This is a genomic window from Lentzea sp. JNUCC 0626 (genome assembly GCF_043632865.1).
In the GTDB taxonomy this organism is placed as follows: Bacteria; Actinomycetota; Actinomycetes; order Mycobacteriales; family Pseudonocardiaceae; genus Lentzea.
In genome coordinates this window covers 8,967,949-8,988,055 of the sequence record NZ_CP171635.1, presented here as the reverse complement: position 1 = coordinate 8,988,055, position 20,107 = coordinate 8,967,949, and the positions used below count along the sequence as shown (strand labels likewise).

The 20,107-nt window shown below is 68.4% G+C and carries 23 protein-coding genes; 7 read left to right on the top strand and 16 right to left on the bottom strand.

The genetic code is table 11. The features are described 5' to 3' along the window. Positions 1–23 precede the first annotated feature (23 nt). Positions 24–386, top strand: a complete 363-nt coding sequence (locus tag JNUCC0626_RS42140) for a winged helix-turn-helix transcriptional regulator (protein WP_394622218.1) — start codon at positions 24–26, stop codon at positions 384–386. Here the strand turns inward: JNUCC0626_RS42140 and JNUCC0626_RS42135 are convergent, their stop codons facing one another. Beyond that, entirely contained in the window at positions 387–1,946 is a 1,560-nt protein-coding gene (locus JNUCC0626_RS42135; protein WP_394616216.1) for a serine/threonine-protein kinase, read from the bottom strand. A gap of 185 nt (positions 1,947–2,131) precedes the next feature. On the opposite strand from JNUCC0626_RS42135, the gene JNUCC0626_RS42130 reads away from it, so the two are divergent. Both JNUCC0626_RS42130 and JNUCC0626_RS42125 read left to right on the top strand, forming a co-directional pair. After that, a complete protein-coding gene (locus JNUCC0626_RS42130; RefSeq protein WP_394616215.1) occupies positions 2,132–3,283 on the top strand; it encodes a ricin-type beta-trefoil lectin domain protein in 1,152 nt (383 codons plus the stop codon). 119 nt (positions 3,284–3,402) lie between these two features. Continuing rightward, complete coding sequence (locus JNUCC0626_RS42125; RefSeq protein WP_394616214.1) at positions 3,403–3,894, top strand: beta-class carbonic anhydrase; 492 nt, start codon at positions 3,403–3,405, stop codon at positions 3,892–3,894. Here the strand turns inward: JNUCC0626_RS42125 and JNUCC0626_RS42120 are convergent. After that, a complete protein-coding gene (locus JNUCC0626_RS42120; RefSeq protein ID WP_394616213.1) occupies positions 3,891–4,340 on the bottom strand; it encodes a hypothetical protein in 450 nt (149 codons plus the stop codon). The genes JNUCC0626_RS42125 and JNUCC0626_RS42120 overlap by 4 nt on opposite strands. Further along, the gene (locus JNUCC0626_RS42115) at positions 4,333–4,974 is read right to left on the bottom strand and encodes a hypothetical protein (protein WP_394616212.1); all 642 of its coding nucleotides are present in this window, start codon (positions 4,972–4,974) and stop codon (positions 4,333–4,335) included. The genes JNUCC0626_RS42120 and JNUCC0626_RS42115 overlap by 8 nt, the downstream gene beginning before the upstream one ends. A gap of 142 nt (positions 4,975–5,116) precedes the next feature. On the opposite strand from JNUCC0626_RS42115, the gene JNUCC0626_RS42110 reads away from it, so the two are divergent. After that, a complete protein-coding gene (locus tag JNUCC0626_RS42110) occupies positions 5,117–6,076 on the top strand; it encodes a hypothetical protein (protein WP_394616211.1) in 960 nt (319 codons plus the stop codon). A 5-nt stretch (positions 6,077–6,081) separates the two neighbouring features. Here the strand turns inward: JNUCC0626_RS42110 and JNUCC0626_RS42105 are convergent, their stop codons facing one another. Together JNUCC0626_RS42105 and rlmN are read right to left on the bottom strand one after the other, a co-directional pair. Continuing rightward, positions 6,082–6,558: a hypothetical protein gene (locus JNUCC0626_RS42105; protein WP_394616210.1), complete on the bottom strand. Its 477-nt coding sequence runs from the start codon at positions 6,556–6,558 to the stop codon at positions 6,082–6,084. Beyond that, positions 6,558–7,664, bottom strand: coding sequence for a 23S rRNA (adenine(2503)-C(2))-methyltransferase RlmN (gene rlmN, locus JNUCC0626_RS42100; protein ID WP_394616209.1), 1,107 nt, complete (start codon positions 7,662–7,664; stop codon positions 6,558–6,560). Before rlmN ends, JNUCC0626_RS42105 begins: the two co-directional genes overlap by 1 nt. A 194-nt stretch (positions 7,665–7,858) precedes the next feature. On the opposite strand from rlmN, the gene JNUCC0626_RS42095 reads away from it, so the two are divergent. Then, complete coding sequence (locus JNUCC0626_RS42095; protein WP_394616208.1) at positions 7,859–8,245, top strand: PadR family transcriptional regulator; 387 nt, start codon at positions 7,859–7,861, stop codon at positions 8,243–8,245. 1 nt (position 8,246) lies between these two features. On the opposite strand, the gene JNUCC0626_RS42090 is transcribed toward JNUCC0626_RS42095, so the two are convergent. Together JNUCC0626_RS42090 and JNUCC0626_RS42085 are read right to left on the bottom strand one after the other, a co-directional pair. Further along, complete coding sequence (locus JNUCC0626_RS42090; protein WP_394616207.1) at positions 8,247–9,224, bottom strand: aldo/keto reductase; 978 nt, start codon at positions 9,222–9,224, stop codon at positions 8,247–8,249. Positions 9,225–9,246: 22 nt separating this feature from the next. Further along, entirely contained in the window at positions 9,247–9,990 is a 744-nt protein-coding gene (locus tag JNUCC0626_RS42085) for a class I SAM-dependent methyltransferase (protein ID WP_394616206.1), read from the bottom strand. Positions 9,991–10,086: 96 nt separating this feature from the next. Between JNUCC0626_RS42085 and JNUCC0626_RS42080 the strand changes: the two genes are divergently transcribed. Next, positions 10,087–10,905 carry a VOC family protein gene (locus tag JNUCC0626_RS42080; RefSeq protein WP_394616205.1) on the top strand — a complete coding sequence of 273 codons (819 nt, stop codon included), beginning with the start codon at positions 10,087–10,089 and terminating at the stop codon, positions 10,903–10,905. Here the strand turns inward: JNUCC0626_RS42080 and JNUCC0626_RS42075 are convergent. From JNUCC0626_RS42075 to rpsB, 7 genes are all read right to left on the bottom strand, one after another. Beyond that, positions 10,902–11,462, bottom strand: a complete 561-nt coding sequence (locus JNUCC0626_RS42075) for a hypothetical protein (protein WP_394616204.1) — start codon at positions 11,460–11,462, stop codon at positions 10,902–10,904. The genes JNUCC0626_RS42080 and JNUCC0626_RS42075 overlap by 4 nt on opposite strands. Then, positions 11,449–11,997, bottom strand: coding sequence for an RNA polymerase sigma factor (locus JNUCC0626_RS42070; RefSeq protein WP_394616203.1), 549 nt, complete (start codon positions 11,995–11,997; stop codon positions 11,449–11,451). Before JNUCC0626_RS42070 ends, JNUCC0626_RS42075 begins: the two co-directional genes overlap by 14 nt. 45 nt (positions 11,998–12,042) lie before the next feature. Next, complete coding sequence (locus JNUCC0626_RS42065) at positions 12,043–12,897, bottom strand: phosphatidate cytidylyltransferase (protein ID WP_394616202.1); 855 nt, start codon at positions 12,895–12,897, stop codon at positions 12,043–12,045. A 67-nt stretch (positions 12,898–12,964) separates the two neighbouring features. After that, on the bottom strand, positions 12,965–13,522 hold the full coding sequence (gene frr / locus JNUCC0626_RS42060) for a ribosome recycling factor (protein WP_382436250.1): 558 nt from the start codon (positions 13,520–13,522) through the stop codon (positions 12,965–12,967). A 61-nt stretch (positions 13,523–13,583) separates the two neighbouring features. Continuing rightward, positions 13,584–14,294, bottom strand: a complete 711-nt coding sequence (pyrH, locus tag JNUCC0626_RS42055) for a UMP kinase (protein WP_207310670.1) — start codon at positions 14,292–14,294, stop codon at positions 13,584–13,586. Between the two features lie 121 nt (positions 14,295–14,415). Beyond that, positions 14,416–15,231 (bottom strand): translation elongation factor Ts, encoded by an 816-nt coding sequence (gene tsf, locus JNUCC0626_RS42050; protein WP_191303043.1) that lies wholly within the window; start codon positions 15,229–15,231, stop codon positions 14,416–14,418. A gap of 72 nt (positions 15,232–15,303) precedes the next feature. Then, the gene (rpsB, locus tag JNUCC0626_RS42045; protein WP_394616201.1) at positions 15,304–16,143 is read right to left on the bottom strand and encodes a 30S ribosomal protein S2; all 840 of its coding nucleotides are present in this window, start codon (positions 16,141–16,143) and stop codon (positions 15,304–15,306) included. Between the two features lie 370 nt (positions 16,144–16,513). Here rpsB and JNUCC0626_RS42040 point away from each other — a divergent pair, with 370 nt between their 5' ends. Beyond that, positions 16,514–17,011: a M23 family metallopeptidase gene (locus tag JNUCC0626_RS42040; RefSeq protein WP_394616200.1), complete on the top strand. Its 498-nt coding sequence runs from the start codon at positions 16,514–16,516 to the stop codon at positions 17,009–17,011. Between the two features lie 1,110 nt (positions 17,012–18,121). Here JNUCC0626_RS42040 and JNUCC0626_RS42035 read toward each other — a convergent pair. Together JNUCC0626_RS42035 and JNUCC0626_RS42030 are read right to left on the bottom strand one after the other, a co-directional pair. Next, positions 18,122–19,060 (bottom strand): FliA/WhiG family RNA polymerase sigma factor, encoded by a 939-nt coding sequence (locus JNUCC0626_RS42035; RefSeq protein ID WP_382441049.1) that lies wholly within the window; start codon positions 19,058–19,060, stop codon positions 18,122–18,124. Positions 19,061–19,091: 31 nt separating this feature from the next. Beyond that, entirely contained in the window at positions 19,092–20,069 is a 978-nt protein-coding gene (locus tag JNUCC0626_RS42030) for a tyrosine recombinase XerC (RefSeq protein WP_394616199.1), read from the bottom strand. Between the last annotated feature and the right edge of the window lie 38 nt (positions 20,070–20,107).

Sequence of the window (20,107 nt, the reverse complement as noted above, 5' to 3'; positions counted from 1 at the left end):
TGATCAGGGACGTTTACCTCAAGATGTGCCCGTGCCGCGACCTGCTGGACATGGTCGCGTCCAAGTGGACGGCGCTGGTGATCGGCGACCTCGAAGACGGGCCGCGCCGGTTCGGGGAGTTGAAGCGCCGGCTGGAGGGCATCAGCCAGAAGATGCTCACGCAGACGTTGCGCACCCTCGAACGCGATGGGCTCGTCACGCGCACTGTGTACCCCTCGGTGCCGTTGCGCGTCGAGTACGAGCTGACCGAACTCGGGCGCAGCGTCACCGAGCCGCTGGCCGCGTTGCGGTTGTGGGCGCAGCGCAACTACGAGTCCGTGGCCGAGGCGCGCGAGACGTTCGACAGCTCCGAACCCGTCGGTCTGGAGCCCGCCAACGCTCGGTGATCAGCGGACCGTCCAGCCGAACTGGAACTCGGGCTGCTGCCCCTCGCAGTTCGCGTGGATCGAGTCGAAGTGCGTTCCCTTGAACAGGCACCGGTACACCGGCAGCGCGGGCACGTCCGTCGGCTGGTGGATGAAGACGTAACCGAGCTTGCCGAGCACCGTCTGGCCCTCGCAGTTCGGCTGCGTCGAGGTCATGTGGTCCTCGGAGTTGATGAGGCGGCACGCGTAGAGCATCCGGGTGCCCGGTTCCTCGGTCACCAGGAGCTTGCCGAGGCCGCCGGTGTCCTCGACGCTGAAGCCCGCGGGCGGGCCGAGCTGCGGGGTGCCGCTGTAGTGGAAGTTGGTGCCGTTCTTGATGTACCGCGTGAACGCGACGGTCTGGCGCGGCGGTTTCGGCTGCGTCGTCGTCTGTTGCGGCGGGGGTGCCTGAACGGGCTGCGACGCCTGGCTGGACGGCGGCGCGGAGCTGCTGCTGGGTGCCGCGCTGCTGCTGCTCGCCGGAGCGCTGGACGCCGCGCTGCTCGTGGTCTCGGTCGGCTGTGCCGAACTCGCGCTCTGCTGCGCGGCCGCGTTCCCTTGCGGCGCATCGGGTTTGAGCACGAAGACCGCGACGAGGGCGATCACGACGAGCGCGGCCGCAGCTCCGGCGAAAATGCCGATCTTCTTGCGCGACTTGGGTTTGTCGTCCCAGTCCGCGTGCGTCGGCGTGCTCGGGGTGACGTAGCTGGTGACCGGTTCGATGACGACGGTCTGCTCGGACGGCGTGAGCGGCTTGACCACCGTCGTCGCACCGCTGAGCCGTTGCCTGAGCTGCGCGGCCGTGAGCCGGTGCGTGTCGTCCTGGGTCAGCAACGCCATGATCGTGTCGGCGAGCGGGCCGCTGGTCCGGTGCAGGACCGGCTCCTCGTACATGATCGCGTGCATGGTGGCCGCGGTCGTGTCGCGCTGGAACGGCGAACGGCCCTCGGCGGCGTGGAACATGGTGGCGCCCAACGCCCACAGGTCACTCGCCGGCGAAGGTTGCTTGCCCGCGAACAACTCCGGCGCCATGTACCCGGGCGAACCCATGATGCCGCCGGTCGCGGTCAGGCCGGGATCGTCCATCGCGCGGGCGATGCCGAAGTCGGCGAGTTTCACGCGGCCGTCGGGCAGCACCATGATGTTGCTGGGCTTGACGTCGCGGTGCACGATCCCCGCCGCGTGCGCCGCCTCCAGGGCGCTGAGGGTCTGCAGGCCGATGTCCGCGACCTCGTCCTCGGTGAGCTGTCTGCGGGTCATGACCTGCGAGAGCGTGGGCGCCTCGACGAGTTCCATGACCAGGTAGGTCGCGCCGTGCTCGACGATGACGTCGTAGATGCCGACGACGTTCGGGCTGTTCAGACGCCCTGCCGTGCGTGCTTCGCGGAGCACCCGTTCGGTCTCGGTCGTGCGCAGCTCCTTGAGCGCGACCTGCCGTCCGATGACCCTGTCCTCGGCGAGCCAGACGACCCCCATGCCGCCCCGGCCCAGCTCCCGGATCGTCGCGTATCTGCCCGCGACCAGCCTCGTTTCTTCCCCCACGTCGCGGCATGGTAGCCGCACGGTCGTGTCGGCCGGTTTCCTGTCCGGTTCTGTCCGCTGACAGTGCGTGCCGGGTTCGCTACCGTTCGAGAAGGTCTAGACCGCTTCCCTGCCCCTCGCGTTGAAGGCGGTCTCTCATGTCTTTTGGCGTGTTGTTAGCGGCGTTAGCCCTGTTCAGTCCGATCGTGGACGATCTTCCGAACGAGTTCCGCGAGCCCTCACCCACCCTTTCCGTGCAGTCCGTCGTGTGCGACGGCGACGGGGTGAGCGGCAAGCGCGTTCAGGCCGTGTACGTGCGCGGAGACCAGTCGCCGGACCGGTATTCGCAGCTCGTGGGCCAGTTCCAGACGTTCGCCGACCAGATCGACAACGCGTTCGTGGAGGCGGCGTCACGCCTGGGTGGTGGCGTCCGGCACGTGCGCTTCGTGACGCAGCCCGACTGCCGCGCGAAGGTGGACAACGTTGTCGTGCCGCAGTCGGCCATGTCGTCGCCCTCGGCCGTCGCCGACCAACTGGCCGCGCGCGGGTACAACCGCACCGACCGGAAGTACCTGTTCTGGCACGACTCCGGCGGCTGCGGTGTGGCCTGGGGTGCGCCCGGCGACGACCGTCCCGGTGCCGACAACGGCTACAACTCGGGCCCGTCCTACGCCGCCGTCGGCACGGGCTGCTGGACGTGGCAGGCCAGCGCCCACGAACTCCTGCACACGTTGGGTGCCGTGCAGCGGTCGGCGCCGAACTCCACGGCGTTCGGTCACTGCTGGGACGACGAGGACATCATGTGTTACGACGACGGCGGCATCCCGAACCCGCCTGGTGGCCTGGTGAAGGTCTGCCCCGGTGCGCCGGAGAACCAGATCGACTGCGGTGGCAACGACTACTTCCACACCAACCCGCCTTCCGGTTCGTACCTGGCGACGCGCTGGAACGTGGCCCGCAGCCAGTTCCTGTCGTCGTCGGGTTCCGGCTCCGGCACGATCGTGGGCGTCGGCGGAAAGTGTGTGGACGTAAGCAATTCCGGCACCGCCGACGGCACGGTGATCCAGCTGTGGGGCTGCAACGGCACCGGCGCGCAGCAGTGGTCGCGCGTCGGCGACACGCTGCGCGCGTTCGGGAAGTGCATGGACGTCAACGGTTCCGGCGTCGCTGACGGCACCGTCGTGCATCTCTGGACGTGCAACGGCAGCGGTGCGCAGGTGTGGTCTCGCGTTGGGAGCACGTTGCGCAATCCCCAGTCCGGCAAGTGTTTGGACGCGGCGGGCAACTCGTCCGCCGACGGCACGCGGGTGCAGATCTGGACGTGCACGGGCGGCGCGAACCAGAACTGGGCGCTCTAGAGATGTGTCGGCCCCCGCTTGTGTCTGAGTGGGGGCCTTTCCCACCTTTCGGGCGCTGTTGCAGGTATGCGCATACGACAGTTTGCTCACCTATACATCCAGGTGAGAGGACTTGAACCATGTCGGTGACCGACGAACTGCTCGCCAACAACGCCACCTACGCCGCCCAGTTCTCCGGACCGCTGCCGCTGCCGCCCGCCAAGCACGTGGCCGTCGTGGCGTGCATGGACGCCCGCATCGACGTGTACCGCGTGCTGGGCCTGCAGGAGGGCGAGGCGCACGTCATCCGCAACGCCGGAGGGGTCGTGACCGAGGACGAGATCCGGTCGCTCGCGATCAGCCAGCGCCTGCTCGGCACGCGCGAGATCATCCTCATCCACCACACCGACTGCGGCATGCTGACGTTCACCGACGACGACTTCAAGCGCTCCATCCAGGACGAGGTCGGCGTGAAGCCCGCGTGGTCCGCCGAGGCGTTCGGGGACCTGGAGGAGGACGTGCGGCAGTCGATCTCGCGCATCACCGGCAACCCGTTCGTGCCGGTGAAGGACTCGGTGCGCGGCTTCGTGTTCGACGTGGCGACCGGCGTGCTGACCGAGGTGAAGCCCTAGACGCTCGCCCAGCAGTAGAGCCGCTGGTCGTTCTCCTTCGCCTGCACCGCAAGGGTTTTGAGGTCTTTCAGGATTTCGGCGAGCACCATCGGGTCGAAGCCTTCCAGCTCCTCGATCTCGGCCCACCGCACCGCGACCTCGTCCAGGTCACCGGCGTCCGCGAGCCCGTCCCGCAGGCCGTCGGTGACCGTGAGGACCAGCACGTCGCCGTCGTGCTCGATCGCGACGTCATCACCCCAGCGCGGGTCGTCGCAGATGTCGTCGTACGGGCGCCCGGTGAGCAGTTCTTCCAGCTGTCCCATCACGACCGCGGGGTCGAGCGACTTCGTCTCCACCGTCGGAAACCTCTCCACCGGACCGCCTTCGATCGCGGCCGCGGCTTCCTCGTCCGACGGCGCGGTGAAGTAGTCGTACAGGACACCCATTGTCGTTGCCCCCTCAGGCATGCACGCGATGATCCTCGCAATACTCTACGTGCAGCCAGTTCCAGTACCTCAGGTTCTCGGTGACCTCCGCACAGCAGTGCACGCCGGGTTCCTCGTGCATGCGCCGCGGGCCGTCCTCGACCAGTTCCCGCAACTCGTGCCCGCCGAAGTGGAAGGCGGGCGCACTGCCGACGACGAACACCGTCTCCCCCACGATCTCGCCGCGCAGCAGGTCCCTGTTCTCCCGGTGGTAGCGCCGGTCGTAGTCGGGTTCCGGCCCGAACCCTTGGCAGACAACGGTGTGCGGGCGCCCACCGCGCAGCTTGCCCCGGATCTCCTTCCACTTCGACAGCCGCAGTCCCAGGCTGTGGTGCACCAGCACCAGGTCCAGAAACGGCCCGTCGCTCCACGAGCACTCCGAATCGCTCTGCTTCAACGGCAGGTACACGATCGTGCGCGGCGACCGCATCGCGAACGCCCACGCCATCGTGATCTCCAGCGCCGCCGCCTTGTCCACACAGCACTCGACACCGGCCCACCACTCGAACAGCGGCGCGTGCTTCAGCGGCCGGGCAGGCCGCACCACGCGGTACTCGTCCTTGCCCAGCCTCACGGTGCTGACGAGCGTGCGCCAGCGTTCCCCCTCGAGTCTCATCGCGGGCAACGCTAGAGCGCGGCTCCACCCCAGGCGACGGATTTACGACCGTCACCCGACCTGATGAAACTCTGCGTAACCGTTCGGTCACGCTGCTACGTTCCGAACGGTTGCAGACCACGTCTTCAGGGGGTTGACGACGTTGAAACGCAAGTTGCTGAGCCTCATCACGATCGGGGTCCTCGTGGCCCTGGTGTCACCCGTCCCGGCGCAGGCCGCCGAACGACCAGGCGGCAAGGAGAGCTACGCGGTCTCCATCGGCCAGGTCGCACCCGAAGGCACCCCGCCGACGGGCAAGGAGTTCGCCCGGCTCGCGATGTACTACTTCGACCTGAACGGCACCGTGCGCGAGGCGTTCTGGTTCTGGAGCTGGAACATCGGCTACCCGGCCGCCACGATCGCCCCGACCTCGGCGGGCTGCGACAACTGCAAGATCCACACCGCGGGCGGCTTCCAGAACGGCGCCGAGGTCAAGGAACTGCGCGGCACCTACACCGTCACCGGCGACAGGCTGGCCATCACCTGGAGCAACGGCAGCACCGAGAACTGGACGGTGACCCGCCCGGAGACCGGCATCAGCGTCCTCGCCCTGACCGGCTCGAGCTACGGCGCCAACGTGGGCAAGGGCTACGGCAGCAACGTCAGGACGACGGTTTCCGTGGCGCTCAAGGACATCCCGAAGAAGCGCTACCCCGGCGAGTTTCGCTACAACGCCTGGGACGCCAAGAACGAGAAGCTGACCTCCGACTGGGGCACCTCGGGCATCAACCTGCAGGAGTTCAAGCGCTGCAACGACAACTGCCTGAGCGCCGCCATCGCGGTGGCCGACGGTTCGACCGCCTGCTCGGCCTGCAAACCGGGTGAGCAGAAGGCGGTCCGCTACTACCTGGCGTCCGACGGAGGCCGCAAGAACTACTACGAGCACTTCTGCACGTGCCTGCTGCAGGGCGGCAACACCTGCTACGCCGGCGGTTCACACCTCAAGCCGCAACTCCAGGTGATCGACGACGCGCAGAAGTTCCGCGGCTGGGTGGGCATCGAGGCGCAGCAACGGATCGCGAACCGCGGCACGCTCGGCGTGCACTGGTACACCGACGTCTGACCGCCTCAGACGAACCTGAACGGCACGTGCCCCGGCTCGACGTGGTCGACCACCAGGTCCGCGAACACCAGCGTGATGTGGTGTCCGTTGGCCTCGATCACCACCTCGTGCATCGGCATCCCGAGCCGCTGGGACCACGTCCCAGCGGCTTCGGAGTCCGCCACCACCTTCGCGCCGGGGTAGAGCACCTGCCAGCGCACGCCCCAGACGTACCCGTCCAGGTCGTCACGCTCCTCCCAGCCGTCGACGAACGCGTCGTCGAGCGACTCGCGCCACGTCTGCGGCGCCACGGAGGACGTGACCGCCGCGTGGACGCAGTGCTTGAACCGGTAGCGCAGGTACTCGGGCGGGATGCCCGTGGCGGGGTCGGACGTGGCGTGGACGAAGACGTCGTAGTCACGCATGTAGTCGGTGAAGCCGTGGAAGACGAGCGCGTGGTCGAAGACGTCGTCGAGGGCCGCACCGATCTGCGCGGCGTCCATCAGCCTTCGGCGGCGAGCTGACCGCAGGCGGCGGCGATCTCCTGCCCGCGGGTGTCGCGCACGGTGCACTCGACACCCTGCTCACGCACCCGCCGCACGAACTCCCGCTCGACGGGCTTCGGCGACGCGTCCCACTTCGACCCCGGCGTGGGGTTCAGCGGGATCAGGTTCACGTGCACCAACTGGCCGAGGTGCTTGCGCAGCTTCTTGCCGAGCAGGTCCGCTCGCCACCCCTGGTCGTTGATGTCGCGGATCAACGCGTACTCGATGGACACGCGGCGACCGGTCTTGTCGGCGTACCCGCGGGCCGCCTCCAGCACCTCGGCGACGTTCCACTTCGTGTTGACCGGCACCAGCGTGTCGCGCAGCTCGTCGTCCGGCGTGTGCAACGACACCGCGAGCCGCACCTGGAGGTTCTCCTCCGTCAGCTTCTTGATCGCGGGCACCAGGCCGACCGTCGACACGGTGACGTGGCGCTGGGAGATGCCCAAGCCGTCCGGCGCCGGGTCGCAGATGCGGTGCACGGCCTCGAGGATCCGCTTGTAGTTCGCGAGCGGCTCGCCCATGCCCATGAAGACGATGTTCGACAGCCGGCCGGGGCCGCCCGGCAGGTCGCCGTCGCGCATCGCGGCGGCACCCAGCCGAACCTGGTCCACGATCTCCGCCGTCGACAGGTTGCGCTGCAGGCCGCCCTGGCCGGTCGCGCAGAACGGGCAGGCCATGCCACAGCCCGCCTGCGAGGAGATGCACAGCGTCGCGCGGTCCGGGTAGCGCATGAGGACGGACTCGATGAGCGTGCCGTCGTGCGCGCGCAGCAGCGTCTTCGCCGTGGTGCCCTCGTCAGCGGTGACCTTGCGCACGACCGTGAACAACGGCGGCATCAGGTCGGCAACGAGCTTCTCGCGGGTGTCGGCCGGGATGTCGGTCATCTCGGCCGGGTCGACGGTCAGGCGGCTGAAGTAGTGGTTCGACAGCTGCTTCGCCCGGAACGGCTTTTCACCAAGGGCCGCAACGGCTTCCGCGCGTTGGGCGGGCGAGAGGTCGACCAGGTGGCGCGGCGGCAGGCCGCGCTTGGGCGCGTCGAAGACAAGGGGAAGCGAAGTCATAGCACATCCAGTGTCCCACGAAGTTCGGCGGACTAAGACCGTTGCATCGCGATAGCTTCCGATATATCGTTAGCGACATGATGATGAAACCACACCACAGAGAGCACCACCACAGGCATCGCCGCGGTCCCTTCGGGGGCGGCGGCAGGGGCGGCCGCCAAAGGCGCGGCAACGTCCGGGCGGCGGTTCTGTCCTTGCTGGCAGAACGGCCGATGCACGGCTACGAGATCATTCAGGAGATCGCCCGGCGCACCGGCGGCGTGTGGAGTCCGAGCCCCGGCTCGGTCTACCCGACGCTGCAGATGCTCGCCGACGAAGGCCTCGTCTCCGCCGAGGAAGAAGGAGGCAAGAAGCTGTTCACCGTCACCGAACACGGCAGGGCGGAGCACACGGCCCCGCCCTGGCACGACATCGACATCCAACTCGACCCGGTCGACGGCGAGCTGCGCACCGCGGTCCGGTTGCTCGGCGCCGCGATGGAGCAGATCTCCCACGCGGGCACGCCGGAGCAGAAGACCCGCGCGGTCGAGCTCTACAACGAGTTGCGGCGCAAGCTGTACGCCATCCTCGCCGAGGAGTGACCTACCACCGGTCGTGCACGTGCGGCCGGATCAGCTCGTCGTAGATCTCGGCGACGGCCTTGCCGTCCACCGGCGGAAGCGAGGCCGCGTGCGAGTTCGCCCGCGCCTGCTCCACGTTGCGGGCACCGGGAATCACCACCGTGACGCCGGACTGGTCCACGATCCACCTGAGCGCGAACTGCGCCATCGTGGCCCCCTCCGGCACCAGCGGCCGCAGGCGTTCCACCGCCTCCAGGCCGACCTCGAACGGCACGCCGGAGAAGGTCTCGCCGACGTCGAACGCCTCACCGTTGCGGTTGTAGTTGCGGTGATCGTCCGCGCCGAAAGTCGTTGCCTTGTCGTACTTCCCGGTCAGCAGACCGGACGCGAGCGGCACCCGCGCGATGATCGCCACACCGGCCTCGGCGGCCGCGGGCAGCACCTGCTCGAGGGGCTTGTGCCGGAACGCGTTCAGGATGATCTGCACGCTGGCCACGTGCGGGCGCCTGATCGCCTCCAGCGCCTCCTCGACCTTCTCCACCGACACGCCGTAAGCAGCGATCCGTTGCTGCTCCACCATTTCGTCCAAGGTGTCGTACACCTCGTCGCGGCTGTAGACCGCGGTCGGCGGGCAGTGCAACTGCACGAGGTCCAGGGTGTCGACGCCCAGGTTGCGGCGGCTCCGGTCGTTCCACGCGAGGAAGTTCTCCTTGCTGTACCCCTCGCTGACCTGCGCTGGCAGCCGCCGCCCCATCTTCGTGGCGACGAAGATGCCGTCGTCCTTGCGCTCCTTGAGGAAACGCCCGACGAGCGTCTCGCTGCGACCGTCGCCGTAGACGTCGGCGGTGTCGAAGAAGTCGACCCCCGTGTCCGCCGCGGCGTGCAGCAACGCGAGCGCGTCGCTCTCGTCCACCTCGCCCCAGTCCGCACCGAGCTGCCAGCAGCCCAGTCCCACGACACCGACCTGGCGACCCAACCTGCCTGCGTTCCGCTTCTCCACGAACCGAGAGCCTAGTCGCGGATCACACGATGAGCCCGGTCGGCTTGCGCCGCACGTGCACCCGGTACCCGACAGGGAAGCTCAGCCCGTCCACGGAGGCAATCGCGCGTTCGGCGACCTTCTCGGAGAACTCGATGCGCAGCACCGCCTCCAGGTCCTCACGACGCTCGAACCGCCACTCGGCCGTGACCCTGCGCAACGAGAACCCGTTGTCCGCGAAGAACTTCTCCACCGCCGCCGGGTCGTAGCGCGGTTCATCGGCGCGCAACCACGGCCCGTACGGATCGGCGAGCCCGTCCAGGTCGACGATCACCAGCGCCCCACCAGGCCGCAGCACCCGGTCCGCCTCGCGCAGTCCCGGTTCACATCCGGGACCGAAGAAATAGGCGGTGCGGGCGTGCACGAGATCCGCCGACGCGTCGTCGAGCGGCAATCCCTGCGCGGGTCCGGAGACGGCGCGTGCATTCGACAGTGAAGCAATTCGGCGCTTCGCCCGAGCGACCAACGGCGGGTGCGGTTCCACCCCCGTGACAGATTTCGCGGTCTCGGCGAACAACGGCAGATGAAATCCATCGCCGCAGCCCACATCCACGACATCACGCCCGTCAAACGGACATTCTTCGCGTATCGCCGCCCAGATGGCCCCCTGGACGTCCTGCGCGCGGTTCTCGACCTCGTACACGGCAGGCCAATGCCAGATGTTCGGACTGGGCACGACATCTGCCGGACGCACCGCGTTCAGCGCCGCCCGCACGAATCCCCTCACAAAAGCCACTGTAGGGCTTCCATTTGTCAGCGACCGTACGAATTCGTCCAATCACGGCGTAGCGTTGTGGCATCTCTCCCCCTGCAGGAGGCGTCAGTGTCGATCGCGCCCAACACACCCCAACTCGCGCCGTTGCTGTCCGGAAGTCCGTGCTGGGTCGAGAGAACGGTCGACGACCTCAAAGGCGCGATCGAGTTCTACACAGGCCTGTTCGGCTGGCACTACGCCGACGACGCGGGCTACACCGTCGCGATGGTCGACGGCATCCCCGTCGCCGGACTGCCCCAGGGTGATCCGGAAGCGTGGCGGTTGTACCTGGTCACGCCCCATGCACGGGCCACCGCGGAGAAGGCTTTCCACCTCGGCGGCTCTGTCCTGCGCAACCCCGAGGACGCCGCCGACCACACGCAGAGCACGGTGATCGCCGACCCGACCGGAGCCGTCGTCGGGTTCCGGCACGTGCCGCCGGAGTGGCGCTTCGGCATGGGAGGGCACGGTTCCTACGCTTGGGCCGAGCTCAACACCCGTGACGGCGCGGCAGCCGACGAGTTCTTCGGCGAGCTGTGCCACTACGACATCACGCAGATCGGCGACGGTCACCGGCTGGACTACGCGTCGTGGTCCGTCGAGGGCACCGAGGTGATCGGGCGGCAGAAGATGGGGCGCGAGTTCCCGTACGGAGAGCGCTCCCACTGGATGGTGTACTTCAACGCCGCGCCGGAGATCGGCACGGACTCCGTGGCGTACCGGGTGCTGGAGCTCGGCGGCCGGGTGACCGTCGAGCCCTACGACACACCGTTCGGGCGCATCACCGTGGTCGAGGACCACGCGGGAATGGCGTTCTCCGTGATCGACCAGTCCCGCGTGATCGAGGCCGGGCCGCGCACCGAGGTGGACGACCCGTACGACGACTAGCGCGTGCCGACCGGCACCGCCGACTCGATGATCGTCTTCCCCGGCGGCACCCCGACGACGCAGGTCGGGACGTCGGCGCTGCCCTTGGCGTCGACGCGGACGATCTCGTCGTGGCCGGGCGTCGAGGCCAGCACGACGGTGCCGTCGGCGCGTTCGAACCGCATCCTGAAGCCCTCGCCCGTGTGCTCGGCCTCCGCCTTGGGAGAGTTCGCGATCTTCTTCTCCTCCTCCGGCGGGCACTCCTTGCGCAACGGCACCGCGACGGCGTTGATGCCACGCTCCCGGAGTTCCTGCGCGGCCTTGTCGACCTGCCGCAGGTCCCGCACGGTCAGCGTGACCGAGCCGTCCGGGTTGTCGACCACGGCGTACGCGGGTGGTGTGCCGCCGAAGTAGGCGGGTGCGACGACACTCACGCCTCCCAGGACGGCGACTCCTGCCGCTGCGGCCGCGATGCGCAACTTGGTCGTGTGTCGTCGTTGTGCGGCAACGCTCTTCAGCAACGCCGGCGCGTGCTCGGTTTCCAGCCGCGTCCAGAGGTTGTCCTCAAACCTGCTCATCGGTCCGTGCCTCCTCATCGTCGTCGACGACCGCGCGGAGGCGTGTCATGGCGCGATACAGCCTGGTGCGCATCGCACCCTTGGGCACGCCGAGCGCTTCGGCCGCTTCCTTGGGCTCGAGACCACAGAGGTGCACGAGTTCGACGGCTTCCCGTTCCAGCTCGGGGAGTTCCGCGAGCCGTTCGAGGAGGGCTCTGCCGGGCCGTTCGGCGTCGATGCGGGCTTCGAGCTCGGCGAGTTCGTCGCGGTCGAGCTCACGCCGTCCACCGGCCTTGATCACCAGGACGCGGGTGCGCGCCTGGCGTTCGAGGTGGGCCGCGTACGTGTGCCGGGCGATGCCGTAGAGCCAGCTCGTGGCGGTGCCCTTGCGGGCGTCGAAGGTGCCGAACGACGTCATCGCGCGGACGAAGGTGTCCGCGGTCAGATCCGCGACGAGCTGCGGTTCGGTGCATCTCCTGGCGAAGAACCGGGTGATCGCGCCGACGTCGGCGCGGTAGATCCGCTCGAACGCCGCCAGTGCTTCGTGGTCTCTCACACCTACTGGTTGCGGCGTAGCGCGGAAACCGTCACCGCGGAGCTCTTACTGGACGAAGAGGTGCAGCAACAGCCAGGAGACGACGGCGGACGGGAGGAGCGAGTCCATCCGGTCCATCAGGCCGCCGTGGCCGGGCAGCAGCGTGCCCATGTCCTTGATGCCGAGGTCGCGCTTGATCAGCGACTCGACCAGGTCGCCCGCCGTGGCCGTGACGACGAGCGCGGCACCGAACAGCACGCCGTGCCACCACTGGCCGTCCAGCAGCGTCGTCAGGGTGATCGCGCCACCGACCATGCCGGCGACCAGCGACCCGGCGAAGCCCTCCCAGGACTTCTTCGGGCTGATCGTCGGCGCCATCGGGTGCTTGCCGAGGAAGACGCCCGCCGCGTAGCCGCCGACGTCCGACAGCACGACGCCGATGATGAACGCGAACGCGCGGCCCGCACCGTCGTCGGGAACGACGAGCATGGCCGCGAAAGCCGCGAACAACGGCACGTACGCGACGGTGAACACCGAGGCGCTCAGGTCGCGCAGGTAGCCGTCGGAGCCGCCCCGGAACCGCCAGATCATGCACACCAGCACCGTGACCACGAACGCGGTCATCATGCCGGAGCGTTCCAGCGGCCAGGACAGCCAGAGGATCGCCTGGCCGCCGATCAACGCGGGCCACAGGGCGACGGTGATGCCGGCCTTCTTGAAGGCGTTGGCGATCTCCCACGTCGACACCGCCACCGCGGCGGCGACGATGCCGATGAACGTCTCCTTGACGGTCAGCAGCGACGCGATGATCACCGCGCCGAGCCCGACGCCGACGAGGATCGCCGCCCGCAGGTCACGTCCCGCCCGCGACGGCTTCGCCGCAGGCACGTCCGCGGGACCGCCTGCCACCTGTGCTCCCATCAGGACCTCCGCCCGGCCAGGGCCATCACGCCTGCCGCGACTCGGCCGGGCGAACCATCAGTGGGGATCAGACTTCGAGAAGCTCGGCTTCCTTGTGCTTCACGAGCTCTTCGACCTGGGCGACGTACTTGTGGGTGAGAGCCTCAAGCTCCTTCTCACCACGAGCGCCGTCGTCCTCGCCGACCTCGCCGTCCTTGACGAGCTTGTCGATCTCTTCCTTCGCCTTGCGACGGACACCGCGCAGGGAGACCTTCGCGTCCTCGCCCTTCGACTTGGCGACCTTCACCATGTCCCGGCGGCGCTCCTCGGAGAGCTGCGGGATGACGATGCGGATGATCGAGCCGTCGTTGCTCGGGTTGACGCCCAGGTCGGAGTCCCGGATCGCCTTCTCGATGGCGTTCAGCTGCCCCGCGTCGTACGGCTTGACGACAGCCATGCGCGCCTCGGGGACCGTGATGCTGGCCATCTGGTTCAGCGGCGTCATCGAGCCGTAGTAGTCGATGTGGATGCGGTTGAACATCGAGGGAGTCGCACGACCGGTTCGGACGGAGGAGAGGTTCTCCTTCGCGACCGAAACCGCCTTTTCCATCTTCTCCTCGGCGTCGAGGAGGGTCTCGTCGATCACGACTGCTCCTTGCTCTGCGTGTTCGTGCCCAATTCCCGGTCCTGGAGAGATCCCACCAGGTCTAGAAGGCCGGGCGGCCACCGGGGGTGCTGACCAGAGTGCCGATCTTCTCACCACGCACCGCGCGAGCGATGTTGCCCTCGGTGAGGAGGTTGAAGACGAGGATCGGCATGTTGTTGTCCATGCAGAGGCTGAAGGCCGTGGCGTCGGCGACGTTGAGGCCGCGCTCCAGCACCTCGCGGTGGGTGATGTTGTCGAACATCAGCGCGTCCGGGTCGATCTTGGGGTCGGCCGTGTAGACGCCGTCGACGGCCTTCGCCATCAGGACGATCTCGCAGCCGATCTCCAGCGCGCGCTGGGCGGCGGTGGTGTCGGTGGAGAAGTACGGCAGACCCGCACCGCCACCGAAGATCACGACGCGGCCCTTGTCGAGGTGGCGCATCGCGCGGCGGGGGATGTAGGACTCGGCGACCTGCGTCATCTGGATCGACGTCTGCACGCGCGTGTCGATGCCGTGCTCGCGTTCCAGGAAGTCCTGCAGCGCCAGGCAGTTCATGACCGTGCCGAGCATGCCCATGTAGTCCGCGCGCGACCGGTCCATACCGCGTTGCTGGAGCTCGGCCCCGCGGAAGAAGTTGCCGCCACCGATCACGACGGCCACCTGCACGCCGGAGCGGACGACGGCCGCGATCTGCTTGGCGACTGTCTGGACGACGTCGGGATCAACGCCGACGCCACCGCCGCCGAACATCTCGCCACCGAGCTTGAGCATCACCCGGTCGTAGCCGTGGCTACCTTCTTCGCTCACAGGTCCTCTCCTCGCGCCCTGGGAAACTGGTGTGGACACGCCAAGGGCGGGGTCGCTGGTACCTGCAACCCCGCCCTCATGCGAATCAGCTCTGGCCGACCTCGAACCGAGCGAAACGGGTAACCGTCACGCCGGCCTCGTCCAGAAGAGCCTTGACCGTCTTCTTGCTGTCCGTCACGGAAGCCTGCTCGAGGAGCACGACGTCCTTGAAGAAGCCGTTGACGCGACCCTCGACGATCTTGGGGAGCGCGCCCTCGGGCTTGCCCTCCTCGCGAGCGGTCTCCTCGGCGATGCGGCGCTCGTTGGCGACCAGCTCCTCCGGGACGTCCTCACGCGTGACGTACTTCGGACGCATGGCGGCGATCTGCATCGCGGCGCCCTTCGCGACCTCGGCGTTGTCACCGGTGTACTCGACGAGCACGCCCACGGCGGGCGGCAGGTCGGCAGCGCGCTTGTGCAGGTAGACCGAGACGGTGCCGTCGTAGTCGACGGCCTTCGCCAGCTCGAGCTTCTCGCCGATCTTGGCGGAGAACTCCTGGACCAGCGCGTCCACGGTCTTGCCGTCGACCTCGACCGCCTTGAGGGCGTCGACGTCGGCGACCTTGTTCGCCTTGGCGAGGGCGACGATGTCGTCGGCCAGGGCGATGAAGTCGGCGTTCTTGGCCACGAAGTCGGTCTCGCAACGCAGCTCGACCATCGCGCCGTCCTTGACGGCGACGAGGCCGTTGGACGTGGTGCGCTCGGCGCGCTTGCCGACGTCCTTCGCGCCCTTGATGCGCAGGATCTCGACGGCCTTGTCGAAGTCGCCGTCAGCCTCGTCCAGCGCCTTCTTGCAGTCCATCATGCCGGCGGCGGTCAGCTCGCGGAGCTTCTTGACGTCCGCGGTGGTGTAGTTCGCCATCGTTTTCCTTCTGCGATGTACGCGCTTAGGTCACGAGGTGCCCGCTGGTTCGCGGGCACCTCGTGGGGGAAATCAGGACTGGACGGGCTGCTCGGCCGGAACCTCGGCGGGAGCCTCGGCCGCGGGGGCCGTGTTGGTGAGGAGCTCCTGCTCCCACTCCGCCAGCGGCTCGTCGACGGCGACCTCGGGCTTGTCCTGGCCCTCGGCGGCGTCGCGGCGAGCACCGGAGCGCTGCATGAGACCGGCGGCGGCGGCCTCGGCCACGACCTTGGTCAGCAGAGCCGCGGAACGGATCGCGTCGTCGTTGCCCGGGATCGGGAACTCGACCTCGTCCGGGTCGCAGTTGGTGTCGAGGATCGCGACGATCGGGATGTTCAGCTTGCGAGCCTCACCGACCGCGATGTGCTCCTTCTTGGTGTCCACGATCCACACGGCGCTGGGCACCTTGGACATGTCGCGGATACCGCCGAGCGTGCGCTCCAGCTTGTCCTTCTCGCGGTTCATCATCAGGATTTCCTTCTTGGTGAAACCCTGGAAACCGCCGGTCTGCTCCATCGACTCGAGCTCCTTGAGGCGCTGAAGCCTCTTGTGGACCGTCGAGAAGTTGGTGAGCATGCCGCCCAGCCAGCGCTGGTTCACGTAGGGCATGCCGACGCGGAGCGCCTCGTTGGCGATGGCCTCCTGCGCCTGCTTCTTCGTGCCGATGAACAGGATCGACCCGCCGTGCGCGACCGTTTCCTTCACGAACTCGTAAGCCCGGTCGATGTAGGTCAGCGTCTGCTGCAGGTCGATGATGTAGATGCCGTTGCGCTCGGTGAGGATGTAGCGCTTCATCTTCGGGTTCCAGCGTCGGGTCTGGTGCCCGAAGTGCACGCCGCTGTCGAGCAGCTGCTTCATGGTTACGACGGCCATGGCCGGTTCGCACCTCATCTGTAGGACGCGCGAGGTCTCGCCTTTGCGCGTCAGTCCGGTTGTCGCTTCCGGCCTGTTCGGCCTTCAGCCCTGGTGCCACCGCCTCAGCCCGCACCCGCGATGCATCTCTGCACCGTCAGGACCGTCGGACGTCGTGACTCGACCGCACTGAATCAGCGAGTCGGATCTGCGTTGGCACGCGAAGTCGCCCCGCACACAGACGGGACGCGCCCGAAAGTCTACTCCGACCCCCCGACAAATCTCGAATCGCCCCCCACCTCCCCACCCGACCTGTCCACAACCGGCGAGTAATCCACAGATCCCCAATCCCCGCTGGTCCCCAGGGGTCCCCCACCCCCACCGTTACCCCATGCCCCTCCTCCCCACCACAGTCCTGACAACAGCCGCCCTGGTCCTGACCCTCACCCCACCCACAACCACCCGCCACACCTGGCCCCTCCCACCCCCGCACCAGGTAGTACGCACCTTCGAGGCCCCCGCGACCCCCTTCGGCCCAGGCCACCGAGGAGCCGACCTGGCGGCCCCGGCAGGCACGCCGGTCCTGGCCACAGCCGACGCCACAGTCGTCTACGCGGGCGCGGTAGCAGCCAGAACCCTCGTCTCCCTGCAACACACCACGGGCCTGCGCACCACCTACGAACCCATCGCCCCCACCGTCACCGCAGGCCACAAGGTCCGCCAGGGCGACGTGATCGGCCACCTCCAACCGGGCCACTGCCCCACCACCCCGTGCCTGCACTGGGGAGCCCGCAGAACCACCACCTACCTGGACCCGCTCCGCCTGCTGACCACAGGCAAAGTCCGCCTGCTCCCCCTAACCCCAGCCACGCCGCCAAGAGGCGGCTGACAGCCCCGCGCCGCGGTGCCCCCGGACACCACCGCAGGCGCTCCCCGCGGGCACTCCCGCCGACCTCCCGCGGCGGTGGAGCACCGGCGCGACCCCGTTGCGCGCCGAGCCGGCCCGCCAGGCGGGCCGGGAGGCGGCCAACCCCAACCAGGCCAGCCTCCCGGCCCACCCCAACGCCCCGAGTCCACCCGCCAGCTACCCGACTCTCAACACCGCTGGCCGCCGCCCGCCTCGCGTGCCGCCCAGCCAACCTGCGGGCCACCGCTTCCCGCCACGGCCCAAGCTCACGACCGAGCACCCCCATCGGCGCCGTCCACTAGCCCGCGCCCTGACCTCGCCCCGCCTCACCTGACCTGGCCTCGCCCCATCCCGCCTGGCGTCGCCTGGCCTGGCTGGCCTAGCCCGATCTTCCGTCTGATTCCCGGCCATGCCGTTCGCTGTCACCCGGCTCCCGACCTGTCGGCCGACCTTGCAGCTGAGGCCACCACCAGGCGGACTCACCACTCACTCGCCCTCTGACCAGCTAAGGCCAGCCCGCCTCAGCCAGCCCCGCCCGACGCGCCTCAGCGCCACCCAGCCCGCACCGGCCCAGCCCGGTCAGGCCTGGCCCAACCCGACGCGCCCCAGCGCTACCCAGCCAAGCCCAGCCCGACGTGCCCCGGCCCGCCCCAGAGCGGCCGCCTGATCCCGGCCTCGCTGTTCGCCGGCTGCCCGATTCTTGGCCTTGCTGTTCGCGAGCTGCCCAGTTCGCAACCCGTCGACCGGCCTCCCGGCCGGCGGCGTCCCTGACAACTGGCGACCTGGCTGCGGTGGGGCACAGCAGTTCGTCCGGCAGGCGTCGACTACTCCATCTGCCAGGCGCTCGATCTGCGGCTGGCCTGGACCGTCGGGGTCCGCCCGGCTCACGGGTCTGGCGGGGCGGCGGATGCCCGAGTGGGCACGGGGCGTGCTTGGACCTAGCCCAAGGGCCACCCGTTCGAGTGAATTTGGCCCGGCGAAGGACGGAAAGGGGGTTCAAGTCCGATTTGTGAGGCCCTCGCGGCCTTCTTGGTGCGGGCGTGCGGCAGCCCGGCTGGTGCCAGGCTGCTGGGGTGAGCGGTGAGGCTGCGGTCAGGCCTCGGACTGCTCGTTGAGCTTCGTGCGCAGGCGCAGGACCGCGCGGGTGTGGAGCTGGCAGACGCGCGACTCGGTGACGCCCAGGACCTTGCCGATTTCGGCGAGGGTGAGGTTTTCGAAGTAGTAGAGGGTGACTACTACTCGGTCGCGTTCTGCGAGCTGGGCGATCGCGTCGGCCAGCTGGCGGCGGCTGTCCTGGTCGACGAGGCTCGCCACCGGGTCTTCCGCGGCGTCGTCGGGCAGCGATTCGGCCAGGGAGGAGCCGCCCTTGTTCGGGGCGATGAGCTCGTCCAGGGCGACGACGCTGGTGAGTTGGAGCTGGCCGTAGAGCTCGCGGAGTTCGGCCAGGCCGATCTTGAGCTCTGCGGCGAGCTCGCGGTCGGTGGGCGTGCGCTGCAGTTTCGCGCCTAGGCGTTCGAGGGCTCGTTCGACGTCGCGGGCCCGGCTGCGGACCGAGCGCGGCACCCAGTCCTGGGAGCGGAGGTCGTCGAGGATCGCGCCGCGGATGCGCTGCATGGCGTAGGTCTCGAACTTGAGACCGCGTTCCGGTTCGAACTTCTCGATGGCGTCGACCAGGCCGAAGATGCCGGACTGGATCAGGTCGGCCACGTCCACGTGGGCGGGCAGGCCGGTGCCTACGCGGCCGGCCACGTACTTGACCAGCGGCGCGTAGTGCAGGACCAGGCGGTCTCGCTGGCTCTGGTCGCGCGACTCGCCGTAGCTGCGCCACAGGGCGACGATGCCGGCTTCGACGTCGTCACCGGACCGGACGTCCGCGCGCGTCACCGCAGTCGGAACGGCAGCGGGCGTGCCGTTGACATGCGTGTTGGCACCGGGCTCGGGGGATGCCTCGGTGCGTGGCGCGCCGTTCTGACGGTGCCCGTTGCTCGCCTGCTTCGACACTGGTGCGGGCAGGACGGGTTCAGGGGGCACGGTCGCCGTACGCGATCCTCCCCCTGCGGCGTCAGGAACGGGGGTGGGTTCGGTCATGGATCGCCTTCAGCCGTTCGACAGTGACGTGTGTGTAAAGCTGAGTCGTTGCGAGCGTAGCGTGACCAAGCAGTTCTTGGACGGTGCGCAGGTCCGCTCCTCCTTCCAGCAAATGGGTCGCAGCGGAGTGGCGCAACCCGTGCGGCCCGATGTCCGGTGCATCCGGTACCACGGCGACCACCTCGTGCACCAGAGTGCGAACGGCGCGCTGGTTCAGCCGGCCGCCGCGGGCACCGAGGAACAGCGCCGGTGGCGAATCCGGTGCTACCAGGGCGTTTCGCCCCTCGTCCACCCACCGCCTGAGCGCTCGCTCGGCAGGCACGCCGAAGGGCGTGCTGCGCTCGCGTCCACCTTTGCCCAGAACTCGAATCACCCTTAGGGAGTAGTCCACGTCCTCGAGGTCAAGACCACAGAGTTCGGCCACGCGGATACCTGTGGCGTACAGCAACTCCACCACGGCCTGATCACGCAGCGCAACCGGATCGCCTTGGGACGCGCCAGAGGATACGGCCCTCATGGCGTCCTTCGCCTGGTCCTCCCGCAACACCGAGGGCAACGTCCGATGCGGACGCGGAGCCGCGAGCCGAGGCCCCGGATCCGCCGCCAAATGCCCTGCTCGGTGCGCCCAAGCGGTAAATGCGCGCGCGGCAGCGGCACGACGCGCGAGAGTCGTGCGACTCGCGCCCGCAGTGCGTTGCGCGGCAAGCCAAGAGCGCAAATTCGTCAGATCAATGCGCGTGACATCCGCTTGTTCCGGGATATTCCCGGCGACGTGTCCCAGCAACGCCACCGCGTCTCCGATGTAGGCGCGCACCGTGTGCGGAGACAGATCACGCTCCAACATCAGATGCCGTTCGTACTGGCGCAACACGTCTTCCACGTTCGCCGGCAGTTTTTCGCGCAGGCGAACGAGATCGACACGACGTGTCCGACCATGCGGCGGCGAGGACATAGGCCAAGACGCTGCGCCAGTCGGGGCGTTTGGTCAAG

Bases quoted from the DNA above. Each gene is read 5' to 3' on its own strand.
- rpsB (WP_394616201.1), bottom strand. From the start codon at position 16,143: ATGGCCGTCGTAACCATGAAGCAGCTGCTCGACAGCGGCGTGCACTTC.
- JNUCC0626_RS42115 (WP_394616212.1), bottom strand. From the start codon at position 4,974: ATGAGACTCGAGGGGGAACGCTGGCGCACGCTCGTCAGCACCGTGAGG.
- JNUCC0626_RS42125 (WP_394616214.1), top strand. From the start codon at position 3,403: ATGTCGGTGACCGACGAACTGCTCGCCAACAACGCCACCTACGCCGCC.
- JNUCC0626_RS42065 (WP_394616202.1), bottom strand. From the start codon at position 12,897: ATGGGAGCACAGGTGGCAGGCGGTCCCGCGGACGTGCCTGCGGCGAAG.
- rlmN (WP_394616209.1), bottom strand. From the start codon at position 7,664: ATGACTTCGCTTCCCCTTGTCTTCGACGCGCCCAAGCGCGGCCTGCCG.
- pyrH (WP_207310670.1), bottom strand. From the start codon at position 14,294: ATGCTCAAGCTCGGTGGCGAGATGTTCGGCGGCGGTGGCGTCGGCGTT.
- JNUCC0626_RS42040 (WP_394616200.1), top strand. From the start codon at position 16,514: ATGCCCCTCCTCCCCACCACAGTCCTGACAACAGCCGCCCTGGTCCTG.
- JNUCC0626_RS42030 (WP_394616199.1), bottom strand. From the start codon at position 20,069: ATGTCCTCGCCGCCGCATGGTCGGACACGTCGTGTCGATCTCGTTCGC.
- JNUCC0626_RS42105 (WP_394616210.1), bottom strand. From the start codon at position 6,558: ATGGACGCCGCGCAGATCGGTGCGGCCCTCGACGACGTCTTCGACCAC.
- JNUCC0626_RS42140 (WP_394622218.1), top strand. From the start codon at position 24: ATGTGCCCGTGCCGCGACCTGCTGGACATGGTCGCGTCCAAGTGGACG.
- tsf (WP_191303043.1), bottom strand. From the start codon at position 15,231: ATGGCGAACTACACCACCGCGGACGTCAAGAAGCTCCGCGAGCTGACC.
- JNUCC0626_RS42120 (WP_394616213.1), bottom strand. From the start codon at position 4,340: ATGCCTGAGGGGGCAACGACAATGGGTGTCCTGTACGACTACTTCACC.
- JNUCC0626_RS42075 (WP_394616204.1), bottom strand. From the start codon at position 11,462: ATGAGCAGGTTTGAGGACAACCTCTGGACGCGGCTGGAAACCGAGCAC.